This is a genomic window from Novosphingobium aeonii (assembly GCF_052279045.1).
In the GTDB taxonomy this organism is placed as follows: domain Bacteria; phylum Pseudomonadota; class Alphaproteobacteria; order Sphingomonadales; family Sphingomonadaceae; genus Novosphingobium.
Window position 1 is genome coordinate 779,380 of the sequence record NZ_CP176833.1, and the last position, 16,773, is coordinate 796,152.

A 16,773-nucleotide genomic window follows, 5' to 3' on the forward strand; every position below is an offset into this window, starting at 1 on the left:
GACCAATGCGATACAGTATCGCACGAAATGCGTAATATAAAAAACAGAAGGGAAGGGGATTCGATGCGTAGGGAACGGGCTCTCACGCTCGCGGGCGCCAGCCTGCTTGCAATGTCAACGCCGGCACTTGCCCGGCAACAGACCGAACCGGCGGCAACGGGCGAGGCGAATGCAGCGCTGTCGCTGACCAATGAGATCATCGTCCAGGCCCGCCGTCGCGACGAGAGCCTGCAGGACGTGCCGCTTGTCGTGAACGCCGTGACGGCCGACACGATAGACAAGCTGAACATTCGCAGTTTCACGGATATCGGCTCAGTCGTCCCCGGCCTTCAACTGACGCCCAATGCCAATGGCATCGGCACGTCGTCATCGATCCGAGGCGTCAATCACGACGTGAATGTCAGTGCCGAAAACGGCACCATCCAGTACTATCGCAACGATGCCCCGGTCCCGTCGAGTTTCGTTTTCCAGACGATGTACGATGTCGGCCAGATCGAGGTCCTGCGGGGGCCGCAAGGTACTCTGCGCGGCCGGTCTACGCCTTCGGGTTCCATCACGGCAACCACCAGGCTGCCGGATCTCGTCGAGCCGGGCGGTTATGTTTCCGGTACATTCGGATCGGGATCGGCGGCCAACATCAACGGTGCCCTGAACATTCCGGTGATAGGCGACATGCTGGGCGTTCGCGTGGCCGGACTGCACAAGTTCGACCGGCTGAACCGCGTCAGCAGCATCAACAGCGATGTGAAGCCGCGCAGCGAAACCAATGCGATCCGCGCGACCGTTCGCTTCGAGCCGACCCAATGGCTACGCTTCGGCTTTCTCTATGAGGGAATGCAGAACGATGCCTTGCGTTTCGACCAGGTGCGTTCGGTAGCGGCGTTCAATCCCGATTACACCCCATCGGCCGGCGCACCGGACTACGGCGACATCGGGATAGGCGATTATCTTTCGGTTCAATCCCGGCCGAGCACTGTTTCGCAGAAATTCCGGTTCTACAACTGGAACGCCGAGGCCGACATTCTCGGCCAGCGCCTGGTCTACGTAGGATCGCGCACGGCGCAGCATTACCGCAGCTTCGGGGTGCGCGACCTCGCCAATTTCTTCCCCGACCTTGCGATCGGGCAGGAGGCCGACACGCGCGGCACGACGTCCAGCCACGAGGTTCGCCTGCAGAACCTCGACCGGATCGGGGGCCTGTTCGACTATGTCGTGGGCTATTTCCAATATGCGGTTCCGTCCCGCACGATCCTGAACGAGAGCAGCATCACGCAGTTGCGGCTGGCAGGCCCCGGCATTCCGATTGCGCCGCCCAGCGTGACGGACACGCCGATCTATCTTCCCAAAGGCATGCCGAAGGAGGAATCGTTCTTCGGGAACGTGACGCTTCATCTGGGCGATGCGACCGAACTGTCCGGAGGCCTGCGCCGAATCCACTTCACGGACTTCCGCGATGGCCTGTTTATCGGCTGCACCCCGCAGTTGTACGAGGCCGGATCGTGTACGCGCCAGAACGGCACGCAGTCGGACGTGAAGGAGAACACCACGATCTACAGCGCGAGCATCAAGCACCGCTTCACGCCGGGGCTCATGGTCTATGCGGCGACCGGCAGTTCCTGGCGTCCGCCTGTCGTCGCGATCGGCAATTTCACGCATGCCGATTACACGCCGAACGAAGTCGCCCATGTCGCGCTGCCGCCGGAAAGCTCGAAGTCCTATGAGATCGGCGTGAAATCGGACTGGTTCGATCACAAGCTGACATTCAACCTCACGGCCTATCACCAGAAATACAAGAACTACCCCTACCGTTCGGGCGGGGCAGGCATTGCTTATATCAACATCAATTCGGCCGGTGCGCCCACTATCGGCAACTTCAACTTCGTGAGCGCGGTGCCGGTGAAGGTGAACGGGGTGGAGGCGGAGCTCGCTTTCACTCCAACCTCGCAGTTCAGTGTCGGCGCTACCGTCAATTATGCCCGGAGCACGATAGGCAATGCGCTGCTGGCCTGTACCGACGCGCTGAACAACCAGACGGGTGCCGTCGGTTCGGACGGACTTCCCGACAGCGTGACCCCGACGCTCGCGCAGATGCAGCAGGCTTACGGCGCCGAGCGCGTGGCGGTGTGTCCGGGCGGCGGACAAAGCGCGACATTCCAGCCGCAGTGGACCGGCGTTCTGCGCGCGGAGTACAACCAGCCGGTCGGACATGACATGGACGCCTATGTGCGCGGGCTGCTGAGCTGGCGAGGCAAGTCGAAGACCGATCCCAACAACCGCTTCGACGATGTCGGGGCATATGGCCTGTTCAACCTCTATGGCGGTTTGCGCGCGGCCGATGGAGGCTGGGAAGTCACCGTCTATGCCAAGAACCTGTTCGATACGAACAAGCTGCTGACCCAGGATGACCTGGCCCAGTTCACGGCTGTGACCGACGTCTATCTGGCGCCGCCGGCCTTCAGCGTTACGGGCATCGGATCCACCGTCTACAACAGCCGCTACACGGGCGTGACCGTTACCGCGCCGCGCGAATTCGGCGTGACGTTCCGCGTGGCGTTCGGTTCCCGCTGAGGATATCTGCTCCCGAAGTCCCGACCTGCGGGACTTCGGGGAGGTTTGGCGATGCCGCTTCGAAACGGCGTCAGTCGGGAGCCATGATCGAGGTGGAAAGCAGCCGGAACAGGATCCTGGCCACTTCCGGCACACTATAGGTCCCCTCCGGCTGGCCGACCCACCATGCCAGCGTTTCGGCAATCAGGGAGGCTGCGCATATGGTGCCCAGATCCGGCGGCAGCCACGCATTAAGCGGCGTTTCGTTCTGCGCGACGATCCTTGATACGCGTAGCCATTCCTCGCGCATGGCGCTGCCCGCACCGCCGTTGAGGAGGATCGACCAGAGCGAACGGTGCTCATCGACATATGAGCAAAGCGCCCGGAAACCCGCCTCGTAGTCTTCCGCGTCGCGGATGGACAAGGTCAACTGGTTGAGGTGCGCGATCTCGTCCTTGGCGATGGCGTCGAGCAGGCCTTCCTTGGTCTGATGGTGGCGGAAGAATGTGGCGTAGTGAACTTGCGCTTCGGCGCAAATGTCACGGACGGTGATCTGATCGAACGGCTTTCGCTGCAGGAGCGCGAGCATGGCCTCCTGCAAGGCGCGCGCGGATCGCAAGGCGCGGGCATGCTTAGACCTCGATGACGCCAGTGGCTCGATTTTATGCGATACAGCGTCGCTTTTCTTACGATTCGGTTTGTCGGTATCGGCCATCGCCTCGTCTTTGACGCAAAAGCGACTGGCTGCGCAAGCGAACAGCGAAAAGGCGGGCCGGTCGATGGTGCCCGAAACGGCTCATGAGGTATCTTTGGTCAGGCGATAGAAGCAGTAGTCCGTCCCGTCGCGGCCATGCTCGACGAGTATCATCGCATCGATGCCGAGCTTCAACGCATCGAACGTTCCCAGGACGACATCCTTCCTGTGCTGGATCGTATGCGGATCATTGGCGCGGGGGTGCCGGAGCAGGCGCCGTGCAAACCGCCGCAGGCCGAGCAGTCTGCCCACGATCAGCCGGCGAAAGCCGTTCGGGCCGTGCAACAGCAACTCACCGATGGGAACCTGATGGCGGATGCCCACGATCAGGTGGCGTTTCGAAACCCGCCGGAGTTCCCGCAGAACTTCCTCAAGCCCGCGCGCGTCCATCCAGTTGAGGAAACGGATGCTCAGGGCGCAGTCGTAAGTGCCGTCCGCATCCGGGATGGCGCGAATGTCGGCAAGCTCGAGCGTGCAGTCCAGTCCGTCCGCATCGTCCAGCTTGACGCGTGCCGCTCTCAGCATGTCCGGCGAAATGTCGCGCCCGACCACCTTGAAGCCGCGTTCGTGATAGAGCTTGAGAAAGCGCCCGGTCCCCACCGGCATGTCGGTAACAGTGGCTCCGCTCCGGACGGCGCGCAAAAGCTCGCGGACGGCGCTATCCTCGCTTACCCATTTGGCTGTGGGTGCCCGGCGGGCATCGTATCCTGTGGCGGTGGCACCGGTATATGCGCTGCTCAGTGTCTGAAAATCCATCAACCGATCTCCTGCTGAGGAATTCTGATCCGCAAGAATTGTGCGACCTGTTCGGCGGCGTCGGATAACTGATCCTCGCCGTTCACCTCGAGGACGGGAACGCCGCGCCGCCGCAAATGCTCGGCGGCGAGAGCGAAGGCTTCGGCGGCGTCAACCGTGGCGGTATGAAGCTCGTTGTCGTCGAGACCAGCATGGGCGCTGATCCTGCGCCCCCTGTTGCGCAGACGTTCGACTATGACGCCGGGGCGCGCCGCCACGAGCACGACCGCACCGGGCTTCGGTACGGAGGAAAAGTAGGCCTCCCGCAATGACGGCGGGCTGGCCCAGCCTTTCTGGACGAGCGCATCCTGTTGGAGGATCTGCACGTCGGCGGGCAGGCGGTTCCAGAGATGGAGGTCGCGCAGCTGCTCCAGCATGATCGGCAGTCTGGCGAACCGGGCAAAGGCATCGCCGAAGCCGGTTCGCGCCATCTCGATGCAACACTCCAGGAAGGCCCCGTGGATATGCAGCATCTGGCGGAACGAGTCCTCCGAAGAGATCGCTGCCAGCCGCCTTGCAAAAACATCCCCCACGCGTGGCAACTGGAACGCGGAAAGGTAGGAGATGCGCCGGATCGGGCTGACCTGATCCAGGCTTGCCGTGGCGGCCAGCAGCCTGCCTTCCTGCACTGTGCGATAGATGGCCTGCCGCCCAAGACGCGCGCGTGCGGCATGGTAGATCGCGGACTTTCCCACGCCGGGCGGGCCGACGAATTCGACCTGCCGCTCGGCGCCGGGGAATGCCGGATCGTGTGCAACGGGGGGAATCGCCAATTGGGGGGTGGGCAGGTTCATCGCCTTCACATCCTCAGCGCTGAAGATTTCGCCCGCGGCTGTGCCCGGGCTCCTCGATAACCTGCCTCGCCCCCAAGGAAGATCAACTCAACCAAATTGGTAGAGAATGTGGATGCGGTCAACCCGGCATGGAATTGAGAAATTCTTATGACAGAAAAGAAAATTCCCGGAGGTACTGAACCGATTAGGGGCCGCTGTTTCGGCCTATATCCATGTTATGGCGAGATTTTTTAATAATGAGGGCGAAGAAATTATATTGAATTTTTCTTAAGTCGATCCGGAGGTGGCCGATGATTTACGATTCGCCCTCCAGCCTGAACTGGCGCAGAGGGCGATGTGCCCGGCAATCGCGCTGGGATCCTTCTCTCAGCCCCGGCGTCATGACTTCGAATGTGCCGGCAGCGAGGCATGGGAAACGCCGTCGCTCGAGACATCGAAAACGGCGTCCCCTGCGCCTGCCGCTTGGTGATCAGTCCGCCAGTTCCGCCGTCACGGGACCCGCCCGTCCGGCGCTTTCGCCTCGGGCCGCGCGCGCGGCGGCGGTGCGGTCCTTGATGGCTTCGAAATCGCTCTCGTACTTCTTGCGCATGGTGCCGCACAGACGGTCCCATATCGTTGTGTAGCCACCGAAATTGCCCGTGAAATAGCGGTGGTGCTGATCGTGGAATGTTGCCGAGATGAACCACTTCGTGGCCCAGGTCCGGTTCCACCAGCGGGGGAGGAACTCGTAGCCGGAGTGGACGTAGAGCCCCATGATGATGTTCGTTGGCAGGATCAGCGCCATTGTCGCGTCATGGACAGTGAAGGCGGCCAGAAACAGCGGGACGAACCCGCCATTGATGATCGATTCCAGCGGGTTGACCGAAAGCGTTGTCAGCAGGTTCGGCGAAGTCGATTTGTGATGGAGCTTGTGGACCCAGCTATAGACCGGTTCCTTGTGCATCCAGCGATGGAGCCAGTAGAAATAGGTGTCGAACAGGAAGAAGTAGAGCACATATTCCAGCGCGATGGTCCACCATGCCGCCGGTGTCGGATCGAACGTGATCCATCCGTGGGTCTTGGCCCAGCCGGTCGCCACGCCGATGATCTTGCCGGATATGGCCAGGGTGACGACGGCAATCAGCGCCTCGTTGCGGAAGATCTTCCACTTGAAGCCTCTGGGCTGGATCTTGCGTGCCTTGAAGAAGCCTGACGCGATGCCGGCGACTATGCCGGTCACCACGAAAGCCGCCAGCCAGAAATTCAGGGCCTGTTCGCCGCTGATGAAGGACTTGAACATCGGTGCCTCAGGAAAGAACGAGGGCAAAGGCGACGATATGCGCCGCCAGAGCAAAGGGAAGGGCATAAGCCGAGCGGCTGGGCATCCGGGTGTTCATGGGTTTCTCCATCTTCGGGTCCGAGGCGGACATGGCCATGTCCGGATGTCAGTTCGCGACTGGCCGGCAAGCAGGATTACGTTACGGAGGGAATTGCCCCATAAATCTCCCGGAAAACCGGCATTTTGCCAGTTCGCGCATCGCGAACTGGCAAAGGCGAACGTGTTTCGGCTTGGATTTCAGGATAAGTCGAAGGCAATTCCACCCTCCGCCAGTCCTTCGCATTTCGCCTTTATGCGCACCCGGCCCGGCTTGCCGCTCCCTCGCAGGATGAGCAGCGCCTGCCCGCGGTAGCACTCCGCGCTTGACGACTGGAAGGAGCCGGTTGCCTGCGGATTGGCACTGCCGAAAGCGGCCAGGGTTGCCGGTCCCTCGATCAAAAGATCGATGCGTCGGCGGTCGTCGGGCAGGACACGGCCCTGCGCGTCGGTGATGTCCACCCGCAAGTAGCTGAGGGCATTTCGGGCGGCTCCGGCTTCGCGGCGTTCCGGCACAACGCGAACGCGCGCGGCAGGGCCCACCGTTTCCAGCACCTTGCGCGCAATCGGCTTGCCGTTGCGATATGCGATCGCTTCCAGCTTTCCGGGGGCATAGGGCACCTCGAACTCGGCCCGCCGCCGGTCGGTCGGACCGAGTTCCCGGGAGGCGGCCAGCTTTCCGTCCAGTCGCAATTCGACCCTGTCTCCGGCGGCGTGAACCCGCACACCGAGCGGGCGCCCCTCGGCGCCGGGCCAGGTCCAGCTCGCCAATTCGTCGGACCAGCCCCAGCCGGAGACATATTCGAATGTCCCGTCAGGGCCAGGGCGCTGCACCGCCATTTCCAGATCGCTGATGCCCCACACCACATCGCGCGCCAGAGAGGACGCCTTCTGCTGGCCGATCAGGTCGATGTCGCCGCACCAGGCGTTCACCCAGGGGAAGGAGGGGAGGTAGATCGGATAGTTGCCGTTCTTCAGCCTCGCGTTGGCGCCGATCCCGGCTTCTCCGAGATAATCCATCGCGGTCCACAGGAATTCGCCAAGGAAGTAGGGCGCCTTCTCCTGCAAGGCCTGATAGTCGTAGACATCGCGAGCGAAGGTCTCGGAAGCATAGACCACGCGTTCCGGGTGCACGCCCTCCTCGGCCTCGATATCTTCGAGGCGGTAGTTGTAGCCGGGCACGTCGAGAAACACGGTCGATGCATTGTCGGTCTTGCCGCCTCTGCCCGCGCGCGCGGTTTCGGGGGCGGCGATCAGTTCAGCGCCAAGAACCCCGTTCAGTCCGGCCGTGACCGGCCTTGTCGGATCGAGCCGCCTGACGGCATTGGCCAGTTTCCATTGCCACTCCACCCCTTCTTCCGTTGACCGGAACGGGATCTCGTTGCCGATGCTCCACATGATGACGGACGGGTTGTTCCGGGCCGTGCGGACCATCGCATCGATGACTTCCGACCAGTGTGCCGGGAACTGCTGCGCGAAGTCCTGCGGCTCCTTGGCGACGTGCCAGGCATCGAACGCTTCCTCGATCAGGTACATGCCGAGCCGGTCGCACGCCTCCCTCAGGCTGCGGGACGCGGGGTTGTGCGAGGATCGGATGGCGTTGAAGCCGCGCGCCTTGAGCAGCCGCAGCCGGCGTTCGTCGGCATCGGGAAAGGCACAGGCGCCGAGCAGGCCGTTGTCATGGTGGAGGCAGCCGCCCTTGAGCTTCACCTGTTGGCCGTTGACGGTCATGCCGGTCCGCGCGTCGAAGGCTATGATGCGGATGCCGTAAGGCTGGACGATGCGGTCCAGCACGGAACCGTTCCGGACGAGTTCGGTTTCCAGCGAATAGAGTTCGGGGCTGGCCGCCGACCAGAGGCGAGGGCCGCGAACCTCCAGGGTCTGCCGCATCGCTGCCGCAGCAGGAGCGCTGGCTTCGGCGACGACGCGGCCATCCGGTTCGACGAGCCGGGTGCGGAGGATATCGCCGCTTTCCGGAGCGACGACTTCGCTCGACACATCCACCACCGCACGGCCGTTTTCGAGCTTGCTCGTCCAGGCCGCCACACCCCAGCGGACGAGCCGCGAGGCGGACGGGACAATGTCGAACTCCACCGAGCGGTAAAGGCCCGAACCTGAGTACCAGCGGCTGTTCCGGCCGAGGTTTCGTACCCGCACGGCCACCACGTTATCGCCGGTGCGGTCCAGGAAGGGCGTGAGGTCAAGCGCGAACGGGGCATATCCCGCCACGCTGCCGCCAACTTGCCTGCCGTTCAGCCAGACGTCCGTTTCCAGATAGGCCCCGTCGAAGACAATCTCGACGCTTGCGCCGGCCGGGTAGGCATCGGCGCGGAAGTGCTTGCGGTACCAGCCTTCGCCGCCATTGGTGAAGCCGGTTGCGGTCTTGCCGATCGAGCGTTTGTCGAACGGGCCGATCACGGTGCCGGGAAGTTGTCCCGGCAGGTCCTCCACGCTCCAGTCGTGGGGCAGGTCCACCCGGCGCCAGTCGGTATCGTCGAACGCCTTGCTTTGGGCGCCGTCCATCTCACCCAGCCGGAAGCGCCAGTCGTCGTCGAAAGGCTGGCGGCGCCCGCCATGGTTTGCGGGTGCCGGGCTGCGCGCACTTGCCGCAGGGGCTGCGAAGGCCGCGCCGCTTACGGCGGTTGCGGCGGCTATGGCCAGCACGTTGCGCCTGCCGGTGGTAAGGAAGCCGCGTTCCATCACCGCTCCCCCAATGTCTTGAGCTTAACATCTACACGGTCGAGCATGTCGGGTTTGACCACCCCGAACTGCACGAGCGACCGGAACGAGAAGTTGCCGAGGTGCGGCTTTATCATGTCGTTGCCGATGCGCGCCTCGACGTTGGGGATTTCCGCCAGGATGATGGCCCAGGCTTCCGGGATCGCCTTCAGATCGGCGATGGCGGTGTCTTTCGTGCCGAGCAAACGCGGGAGCCGGCGCGGCGGCGTGAACTGCTGTGCGGGCGGATAGAGCGGAGCGTCCATGGTCGTTGGTCCTGACCTTTCTTGCGGAATGCACGGTTTGGGAAAGCGGCGCGCGCGGGAGCCGGCGCGCAAGCGCGGCACGCCGACCTGGGCGGCGTGGACAAAATGGCCGGAAGCCTTGTCAGCCCATCACTTTTTCGGAGGTAGCTTCGCGAGATCGGCGTCGATCGCCGCCAGTTTGGCGTCGGTGATCTGGTCTGCCGAATACTGCTGGATGGCGCGCAATGTCATGCCGCGCGCCATGGCGATCTGGTCGCTCTTGACGATTTCGGGAAGGTACTTCTCAAGAACGGTCCTGGCTTCGGGATCGTCGAGAAGGGTTCCGATATCGGTGTCTTGTGTCGTGTATCGCGGAGTTGCGGCCTTTGCCGTGGCGATGGTCGCCGCCGCCGGGGCCTGTGCATTCGCGCCAGACGCGGCGGTGGCGGCAAGCAGTGCGATAAACAGCTGAGTGCGCATGATTTCCTATCCTTCTCCACTGCGGCGCCGTTTTTCCGGGGCAGAGCCCTCGCCCGGATCGCGCTCTAAATGTACACGTCGTATATATAAATCACGCAGACATTGCCAAGCATTTTTGCGCTGCCTGATTCCCGGCGGGGGTTTCCGGCAAGGGTCATGCGCAGGATCCGCCTTCCTGCAATTCCGGGGAAATATTTCGCAATATTTTCAATATTCACCGAACCGTCATCGCCACGACCCGGAATCGTCATCTGCGCTTCCTAGGGCGCACCGAACACAATCGTTTGTATCCGGGGAGCACCTCAATGCGTTTCAACAAGCGTGCGCTGGCATCGTCAGCGTCGACCCTTCTGCTCGCCTGCGCGAGCGTTTCTGCAATGGCCCAATCCGCGCCCCAGGCCGCGCCAACGCCGGCTCCGGCGCCTTCCGACGCTTCTGCCGAGACGGGACCGGACGGCGTGAACGGTGAGGATATCGTCGTTACCGGCAGCTATGCGCGCAGCCTGAGCGCGGCGACCGAAGCCAAGCGCAATGCCGCTTACGGCGTCGACTCGATCAATTCGACCGATATCGGCAAGTTCCCCACCCAGAACGTGGCCGAAGCGCTTCAGCTGGTGACGGGCGTGGCCATCACCCGCCCGCGCGGCGAGGGCATGTATGTCAGCGTTCGCGGCCTTGGCCCGCAGTTCCAGAACACGCTGCTGAACGGCAGCCCGGTGGCGGTAAACGAAGTGATCGAGAACGGCGGCGCCGCCGGTCGCCAGTTCCGCTTCGAGATGCTCCCGGCCGAGTTCACCTCCAGCATCGACGTCGTCAAGACGCCGACCCCCGACATGACCGAGGGCGCGCTGGGCGGCAACATCAACGTCAAGACCTTCGAGCCGTTCGACGTCGGCACCAAGACCACGCTCAACCTGCGCGGCACCTACACCACCCAGACCGACAAGGTTAAGCCGAACGCCACCCTCATCACGAGCTGGGTCAACAAGGACGATACCTTCGGCGTGCTCGTCGGCGGCCAGTACTGGGCCAAGGACGTCCGCAACGACCGCTTCATGAACTTCGGCTGGTACAAGGACCGCTTCGCTTCCGCACTGGGCGAAGGCTACTACCTGCCGACCCGCACCCGCCCGACCGTGGAGACGGAAAAGCGCGAGCGCATCTCCGGCATGCTTTCCATGCAGTGGCGCCCCAGCCCGGAGCTGGAAACGACGCTCAACGTCCTCGCCACCCGTCTGGACGTGGCCTATGACGAGTTCGGCCTCGACATCTTCCCGGACGATACCAGCGTGGCCGGGCACCGGCCGACCATCGACCCCGACAGCGTGGTGCTGGACGGCGATACCGTGGTGAAGGCGACGATCAACGACGTGCGCTTCATGGCCTCGCGCGAGTACAGCCTCAACCGTCACGATCTCATCAATGTCGGCCTGCGCCAGACCTGGAACCACGATGCCTGGCACGTTTCGGGCAATGTGAACTGGTCCTTCGCGCACAGCTATCACCCGAGCTACGATGTCGGCACCGTGCGCAGCCGTGCGATGTTCTTCGCGCCGCTGACTTATGACGCGACCGGCGGCTACAAGAACGTGCCCACCTTCAACACCACGGTCGATGCCACCAACCCGGCGAACTACCAGCTCTACCAGTTCAACATCGCGCCCAAGAACAGCAAGGACTGGAACTTCTACACGCGCGCCGACGTGGCGCACGATTTCGAAGGCTTCATCTCGAAGCTGGCCGTTGGCGGCGAATATCAGTTCCGCAAGCGCGACTATTCCCGCCGCGACTTCCTGGTGAATCCGGCAGCGGGCACCCCGCTCTCCAGCCTCGGTTCCGGCGCTTATGAGCAACTGCCCTTCGACAACTATCTCGAAGGTCTCGGCGGCAATATCCCGCGCAGCTTCCTGGTGCCGGTAACGCAGGCCTATCTCGACGCGTTCTTCACTTCGGATGTCGAGAATTCGGCGCTTACCGCTTCGGATCTCGCCGCATCGTTCCGCACCACCGAAAAGATCTGGAGCGCTTACGCCCGTGCGGATTACGCCTTCACGCTGGGTTCGATCCCGATCACCGGCAACATCGGCGCGCGTTACGTGCACACCGATCAGGTGGCGAGCGGCAACTTGCGGTCCGGCAGCGTGACCACGCCGGTCAGCTACCCCAAGACCTTCAACAACGTCCTGCCCAGCTTCAACTTGCGCGCCGAACTGTCCGGCAATCTCGTCGGCCGCCTGAGCGCAAGCCGTGTCCTGACCCGTCCCAACGTGACCGACAGCGCGCCGCGCATCACCGTCTCTACCGATGCTCCCACGGCAAGCGGCGGCAACCCCGATCTCGTGCCGTTCCTGGCCACGCAGTTCGACGGCTCGCTGGAGTGGTACTTCAACAAGTCGGGCTCGCTGACCGGCGCGGTGTTCTACAAGTCGATGGACGACTACATCACCCAGCAGAACGTGCCCATCGAGATCCCGGGGCGCGGCACCGTGCAGCTCAGCACGCAGGTCAACGGCGGCGATGCCAAGGTCTACGGTTTCGAGGCGGCCTATCATCAGGTCTTCACCTTCCTGCCGCAGCCTTTCGACGGGCTCGGCCTGCAGGCTTCCTACACCCGCACTTCCGTTCAGGCGGACTACACGGCGGGCTCTCGCACCATCAAGGACGAGATGATCGGCCTTTCGAAGAACAGCTTCAACGTGGTGGGCTTCTACGAAAAGGGGCCGATCTCGACCCGGCTTTCCTACGTCTGGCGCGACCGTTATCTCTCCGGGACGGGCAGCACCACGCAGGCCCCGACCTACACCGCCGCCTTCGGATCGCTTGACGGTTCGGTGGCCTATCGCCTGACCGACAACGTGACGCTGAGCCTGGAGGCGATCAACATCGCCGGCGCGCGTCAGTACACCTACAACGACAGCCCGCTGCGCTTCGGCGAGATCAACGATTACGGCACGACGATCCTGTTCGGCGCGCGGGCTGAATTCTGATGCGCGGCGCGATTGTTCTGGCCGCCATCGGGCTGGGTCTGGGCGGGGGAGCCATGGCTTCCCCACCGGCCGCCGGTTCCGGCGCGGCTCCCGCCTCCCAAGCGCCTGCAGCCGCCGACCTGCGAATGAACGACATTCAGGTCGTGGGTTCGCACAACAGCTTCAAGGCGCGCATTCCGGCGGAAGTGATGGAAGGCATCCGCCAGCGGGACGCGCGTCTCGCCGGAGCGCTGGATTACTACCACCTGCCGCTTGCGGAGCAGCTCGACGCCGGCGTGCGTCAATTGGAGATCGACATCTTCGCCGACCCCGAAGGCGGGCGATATGCCGATCCCAAGGGAGAGAAGCTGCTGGCGGCAGGCGGCGCCAGCGGGTTCGACCGGGCAGCCATGCTTAAGCCGGGCTTCAAGGTCCTGCACATTCCCGATGTGGACTACCGTGCCACATGCGTCACCCTGATCCGCTGCCTTGGCGAGGTCGATGCATGGTCGCGCGCCCATCCCGGCCATCTGCCGATCATGATCACCATCAATGCCGCCGACACGCCGAATTCGCATGACGTGACGGCTCCGTTGCCGCTCGACGATGCGAAGCTGCTCGATGATCTGGACCGGGAAATCCGCAAGGCGCTTCCCGGCCAGCGGCTCATCGCGCCGGACGAGGTTCGCGGCAAGGCCGGCAGTCTGGCCGAAGCCGTGAAGTCGAAGGGCTGGCCGACCCTGGAGGCTGCGCGCGGGCGGATCTACATCCTGCTCGATGTGCGTCCGGCCGTTTCCGAGGTCTATCGCCGCGGGCATCCCTCGCTGCGGGGCCGGGCCATGTTCGGCTGGTATCCCGATGGCGAGGCGGAAAGCGCGATCCAGATCGTGCAGGACCCGGTGGCCGACGGCGCAAGAATCCGCGAATGGGTGAAATCGGGCGTTATCGTGCGCACCCGCAGCGACGCGAACACCGTGGAGGCGAGGGCGCACGATCTGGCCAAGGCCCACGCCGCCGGGGAAAGCGGGGCGCAGGCCGTCAGCACGGACTATTACCCCGGTGCCCCCGATCCGCTCGGCCTCGGTTTCTCGGTCACTCTGCCCGGCGGCGTCATGGCGCGCTGCAATCCGGTTCGCGTGGCCGCTTCCTGCACCGTGAAGCCCTGACATGGCGACCTGGCGCAACCTGCTGGCGCTGACCGTGCTGGCGGTCGGCACGGTTCCGCTCATCGCCGTGTTTCCGGGCCAGTCGGTGGCTGCGCGCGAACTGGTGCCGGACAAGGCGGTCATGGTGATGCGGCACGGTATCCGTGCGCCTCTGGACGGCGAGGTGCCTGCGGGCACCCGCACGGCGGCGCCGTGGCCGGCATGGAGCGTGGCGGAAAGCGTGGTTACGCCTCATGGCGAACGGGCGCTGGAAATCGTGGCGCGGGCAGACCGGCAGCTTCTGGCAAGGCGCGGCCTGCTGGATAGGGCGGGTTGCCCGAAGCCCGGCAAGGTCGCGATCACGGCCAACACCTCGCCCCGCGCGATCGCCAGCGGCGAGGCCTATGCGCACGGGTTCGCGCAAGGGTGCGGGCTTGAAGTGGCGCACCGCGCGGCGGGAGAGGTGGACCCGATCTTCGAGCCGCTTCGCGCGCGTGCCACCGCGTTCGACGCTTCGGCGGCGGTGGCCGATATCGAGCGTGCCACGGGCGGGATGGCGGCGCTCGTCAAGCGGGACCGGGCGGAACTCGCCTTGCTCGACACGGTGCTGGGCTGCGGGGGCGACTGCCTGCCTCCCGGCGCCCCGGCAGTCGCACCGGGCGGCGATGGCCACGATATTGCGCTGTCAGGCCAGATCCGCAGTGCATCGGGCATCGCGCAAGTGCTGCTGCTCCAGTATCTCGAAGGAATGCCCGCCGATCAGGTAGGCTGGGGGCGGATCGACGAAAAGGGGCTGGAACGGCTCGGCCGCCTCCATGCAGACTTGTTCACCGTCTTCACCCGGCCGCCTTACATGGCCTCCCACCAGGCGAGCGCGCTGGGCCGGCGGATACTGGACAATCTGGAGCGTGGCCCCGATTTCGAGGTCCTGATGGGCCACGACACCAACGTGACCGCGCTGGCGGCTGCGCTGGATGTGGACCTGTCGGCCAGTGGCTATGCCACGAACGACGTGCCGCCCGGCGGGGCCATCCTGATCGAGCGGCTTCATGACCGGCGGACGGGCGAACGGTTCGTGCGCGTGTCCTACCGAACGCAGCCCCCGGCCGCCCTGCGGGCGCTGCGCGGCGATGTATCGTTGACGCCTCTCGTGCTTCCGGCCTGCGGAACGGAGCTTTGCCCCTATGCCGCATTCGTGTCGGCGCTCGGCGGCAGGCTTGCGCCGGGGGCGTCCTGAGCGCTTCGCCGCTTGGTCAGCGCAGCGTATAGCCGCCATCGCAGTAAAGCGTGCTGCCGGTCATGTTCGCGTTGTCCAGCAGGAACAGGGCGGCCTGGGCCTGCTCGTCGACATGGGCCGGGCGCCGTACGAGGCAGAGCTGCCGCCACTGCGCATAAGCGGTTTCGCGCTGGGCGGCGGGCCGTTCGCGCCAGAGTTCGCTGTCGGTGGTGCCGGGGGAGAGGCAATTGACCCGGATCGGCGACAGTTCGATGGCCAGCCCGCGCGCGAGCCCTTCCAGCGCGGAATTGCAGGCCGCATAGGCCGGAGCCCCGATCGGCCGGGCCGAGGCCGCACCGGACATCAGGACCACCGCGGCATCGGTGCGCAGCCGGGGTAGGGCTTCGAACACCGTCCAGTACTGGCCCCAGAACTTTCCTGCGAAAAGTGCCTCGCTCGTATCGTGCATGCCATCCTGGAACGGGCCGGTGCTGTACGTGGCCGCGGGCGTGAACAGCCCGGCCAGCACCGGGGATCCGGCGAAGAAGGCGTTGATCGATGCGCGGTCGGTGGTATCGACAAGGCGGCCGGATGCACGATCGCCCAGCCGCGATAGAGCCGCCGACAGTCGTTCCGCCGATCGGCCGCCGATCAGCACCCGGTCGCCGCGTCCGACCAGCATTTCCGCAACGGCAAAGCCGATCCCCGATGTACCGCCAACTATGGCGTAAGTCCGTTCATTGTTCATGGACAGGACGATATTCAGGCATGTACATCTCGGGAAATGAAGAAATTTCGCCTCATTCACGAATTGAAATCCTGAAATGCCGAGCGGCCCCCGTCAGTCCGGCGACGATATCAGCGTGTTCCTGGCGGTATGCGCGGCGGGTAGCTTCGCGGCGGCTGCCCCCAGGCTGGGGCTCTCCGCATCTGCCGTTGCCAAAGCGGTGGCCAGACTGGAAGCCCGCCTGCAGGTCAGGCTGTTCCATCGCACGACGCGCAGCCTTGCCCTGACGGCGGAGGCTGCAGTCTACCGGGAGGCGTGCGAGGCGGCGCGCGGCCGGATAGACCGGGTGGAAGCGGAACTGGCGGCGCTGGCATCGGAACCGGCGGGCCTGGTACGGATCAGCCTGCCGCCCCTGTTCGGCACGCAGATCGTTGCTCCGGCGCTGTTCGCCCTGCGCGAAACATGGCCGGGCCTCCGCTTCGACATCTCGACTTCCACGGCCTTGGCAGACCTCCCCGGGGAGAGGACCGACCTTGCCGTCCGCATCGGCGAGCTCCCCGACCTGCCGGGCGTGACGGCACGGAGGCTGGGTGTGCAGCGGGTCGTGCTGTGCGGCGCTGCCGACTATATCGCGAAGCGTGGCAAGCCGGTCCATATCGGCGATCTCTCGCAGCATGCCTTGATCGCCGCCGGGCGCAACGGCCGCGCGGTGCCATGGCAATTGCGGTCGGGTGACGGCGACCGTTTGGCGTTCGAGCCACAGGCGGGGCTGTTGCTTGACGGCAGCCTGCTGACGCTCGCTGCCATCCGGGCCGGGCAGGGGCTCGGACTGGTGCCCTGCTGGCTAGTCCGGGAGGAGATCGCGCGGGGCGAACTCGTCTCCGTGCTGGAAACGCATGTGGCCGGACATCTGCCTGTTCATGCGCTATGGATCACGGCGCCCGTCATGCTGCCGCGCCTGCGCGCGTCGATCGATGCTATCGTCAATGCGGCAAGAGGCGCCATCGCCGAGGGATTGCTGGTATGATCCTT

General features: G+C 64.3%; 14 protein-coding genes. 5 read left to right on the forward strand and 9 right to left on the reverse strand.

Features of this window, described 5'->3' with window-relative positions:
* The first annotated feature begins 63 nt into the window (after positions 1-63).
* Positions 64-2,568 (forward strand): TonB-dependent receptor, encoded by a 2,505-nt coding sequence (locus ACLIMP_RS19035; RefSeq protein WP_324699521.1) that lies wholly within the window; start codon positions 64-66, stop codon positions 2,566-2,568.
* A gap of 70 nt (positions 2,569-2,638) precedes the next feature.
* On the opposite strand, the gene ACLIMP_RS19040 is transcribed toward ACLIMP_RS19035, so the two are convergent.
* The 8 genes from ACLIMP_RS19040 to ACLIMP_RS19075 all read right to left on the reverse strand — a co-directional run bounded on the left by ACLIMP_RS19040 (position 2,639) and on the right by ACLIMP_RS19075 (position 9,938).
* Positions 2,639-3,262: a TetR/AcrR family transcriptional regulator gene (locus ACLIMP_RS19040; RefSeq protein ID WP_082370587.1), complete on the reverse strand. Its 624-nt coding sequence runs from the start codon at positions 3,260-3,262 to the stop codon at positions 2,639-2,641.
* Positions 3,263-3,343: 81 nt separating this feature from the next.
* Complete coding sequence (locus tag ACLIMP_RS19045; RefSeq protein WP_324699522.1) at positions 3,344-4,057, reverse strand: class I SAM-dependent methyltransferase; 714 nt, start codon at positions 4,055-4,057, stop codon at positions 3,344-3,346.
* Positions 4,057-4,890: a hypothetical protein gene (locus ACLIMP_RS19050; RefSeq protein ID WP_132468887.1), complete on the reverse strand. Its 834-nt coding sequence runs from the start codon at positions 4,888-4,890 to the stop codon at positions 4,057-4,059. The genes ACLIMP_RS19045 and ACLIMP_RS19050 overlap by 1 nt, the downstream gene beginning before the upstream one ends.
* Before the next feature lie 469 nt (positions 4,891-5,359).
* The gene (locus ACLIMP_RS19055) at positions 5,360-6,169 is read right to left on the reverse strand and encodes a sterol desaturase family protein (RefSeq protein WP_324699523.1); all 810 of its coding nucleotides are present in this window, start codon (positions 6,167-6,169) and stop codon (positions 5,360-5,362) included.
* A 276-nt stretch (positions 6,170-6,445) separates the two neighbouring features.
* Entirely contained in the window at positions 6,446-8,944 is a 2,499-nt protein-coding gene (locus tag ACLIMP_RS19060; RefSeq protein ID WP_324699525.1) for a glycoside hydrolase family 2 TIM barrel-domain containing protein, read from the reverse strand.
* A complete protein-coding gene (locus ACLIMP_RS19065) occupies positions 8,944-9,228 on the reverse strand; it encodes a hypothetical protein (protein ID WP_054441819.1) in 285 nt (94 codons plus the stop codon). Before ACLIMP_RS19065 ends, ACLIMP_RS19060 begins: the two co-directional genes overlap by 1 nt.
* A 129-nt stretch (positions 9,229-9,357) precedes the next feature.
* A complete protein-coding gene (locus ACLIMP_RS19070) occupies positions 9,358-9,687 on the reverse strand; it encodes a hypothetical protein (protein WP_324699527.1) in 330 nt (109 codons plus the stop codon).
* Positions 9,688-9,752: 65 nt separating this feature from the next.
* Complete coding sequence (locus tag ACLIMP_RS19075; protein ID WP_132468885.1) at positions 9,753-9,938, reverse strand: hypothetical protein; 186 nt, start codon at positions 9,936-9,938, stop codon at positions 9,753-9,755.
* 54 nt (positions 9,939-9,992) lie between these two features.
* On the opposite strand from ACLIMP_RS19075, the gene ACLIMP_RS19080 reads away from it, so the two are divergent.
* From ACLIMP_RS19080 to ACLIMP_RS19090, 3 genes are read left to right on the forward strand one after another with little or no spacing between them, the layout of a single operon-like run.
* The gene (locus ACLIMP_RS19080; protein WP_443478827.1) at positions 9,993-12,674 is read left to right on the forward strand and encodes a TonB-dependent receptor; all 2,682 of its coding nucleotides are present in this window, start codon (positions 9,993-9,995) and stop codon (positions 12,672-12,674) included.
* Positions 12,674-13,819 (forward strand): Ca2+-dependent phosphoinositide-specific phospholipase C, encoded by a 1,146-nt coding sequence (locus tag ACLIMP_RS19085; RefSeq protein WP_231636224.1) that lies wholly within the window; start codon positions 12,674-12,676, stop codon positions 13,817-13,819. The genes ACLIMP_RS19080 and ACLIMP_RS19085 overlap by 1 nt, the downstream gene beginning before the upstream one ends.
* A 1-nt stretch (position 13,820) precedes the next feature.
* A complete protein-coding gene (locus ACLIMP_RS19090) occupies positions 13,821-15,035 on the forward strand; it encodes a histidine-type phosphatase (protein WP_132468884.1) in 1,215 nt (404 codons plus the stop codon).
* A gap of 16 nt (positions 15,036-15,051) precedes the next feature.
* Here the strand turns inward: ACLIMP_RS19090 and ACLIMP_RS19095 are convergent, their stop codons facing one another.
* Complete coding sequence (locus tag ACLIMP_RS19095; protein WP_082370588.1) at positions 15,052-15,762, reverse strand: SDR family oxidoreductase; 711 nt, start codon at positions 15,760-15,762, stop codon at positions 15,052-15,054.
* 76 nt (positions 15,763-15,838) lie between these two features.
* Here ACLIMP_RS19095 and ACLIMP_RS19100 point away from each other — a divergent pair, with 76 nt between their 5' ends.
* Positions 15,839-16,768 carry a LysR family transcriptional regulator gene (locus ACLIMP_RS19100; RefSeq protein ID WP_132468883.1) on the forward strand — a complete coding sequence of 310 codons (930 nt, stop codon included), beginning with the start codon at positions 15,839-15,841 and terminating at the stop codon, positions 16,766-16,768.
* Positions 16,769-16,773 lie beyond the last annotated feature (5 nt).

Coding starts and splice junctions, on each gene's coding strand:
- ACLIMP_RS19045 (WP_324699522.1), bottom strand. CDS start 4,057: ATGGATTTTCAGACACTGAGCAGCGCATATACCGGTGCCACCGCCACA.
- ACLIMP_RS19080 (WP_443478827.1), top strand. CDS start 9,993: ATGCGTTTCAACAAGCGTGCGCTGGCATCGTCAGCGTCGACCCTTCTG.
- ACLIMP_RS19065 (WP_054441819.1), bottom strand. CDS start 9,228: ATGGACGCTCCGCTCTATCCGCCCGCACAGCAGTTCACGCCGCCGCGC.
- ACLIMP_RS19095 (WP_082370588.1), bottom strand. CDS start 15,762: ATGAACAATGAACGGACTTACGCCATAGTTGGCGGTACATCGGGGATC.
- ACLIMP_RS19075 (WP_132468885.1), bottom strand. CDS start 9,938: ATGACGATTCCGGGTCGTGGCGATGACGGTTCGGTGAATATTGAAAAT.
- ACLIMP_RS19055 (WP_324699523.1), bottom strand. CDS start 6,169: ATGTTCAAGTCCTTCATCAGCGGCGAACAGGCCCTGAATTTCTGGCTG.
- ACLIMP_RS19035 (WP_324699521.1), top strand. CDS start 64: ATGCGTAGGGAACGGGCTCTCACGCTCGCGGGCGCCAGCCTGCTTGCA.
- ACLIMP_RS19070 (WP_324699527.1), bottom strand. CDS start 9,687: ATGCGCACTCAGCTGTTTATCGCACTGCTTGCCGCCACCGCCGCGTCT.
- ACLIMP_RS19060 (WP_324699525.1), bottom strand. CDS start 8,944: ATGGAACGCGGCTTCCTTACCACCGGCAGGCGCAACGTGCTGGCCATA.
- ACLIMP_RS19100 (WP_132468883.1), top strand. CDS start 15,839: ATGCCGAGCGGCCCCCGTCAGTCCGGCGACGATATCAGCGTGTTCCTG.
- ACLIMP_RS19050 (WP_132468887.1), bottom strand. CDS start 4,890: ATGAACCTGCCCACCCCCCAATTGGCGATTCCCCCCGTTGCACACGAT.
- ACLIMP_RS19090 (WP_132468884.1), top strand. CDS start 13,821: ATGGCGACCTGGCGCAACCTGCTGGCGCTGACCGTGCTGGCGGTCGGC.
- ACLIMP_RS19040 (WP_082370587.1), bottom strand. CDS start 3,262: ATGGCCGATACCGACAAACCGAATCGTAAGAAAAGCGACGCTGTATCG.
- ACLIMP_RS19085 (WP_231636224.1), top strand. CDS start 12,674: ATGCGCGGCGCGATTGTTCTGGCCGCCATCGGGCTGGGTCTGGGCGGG.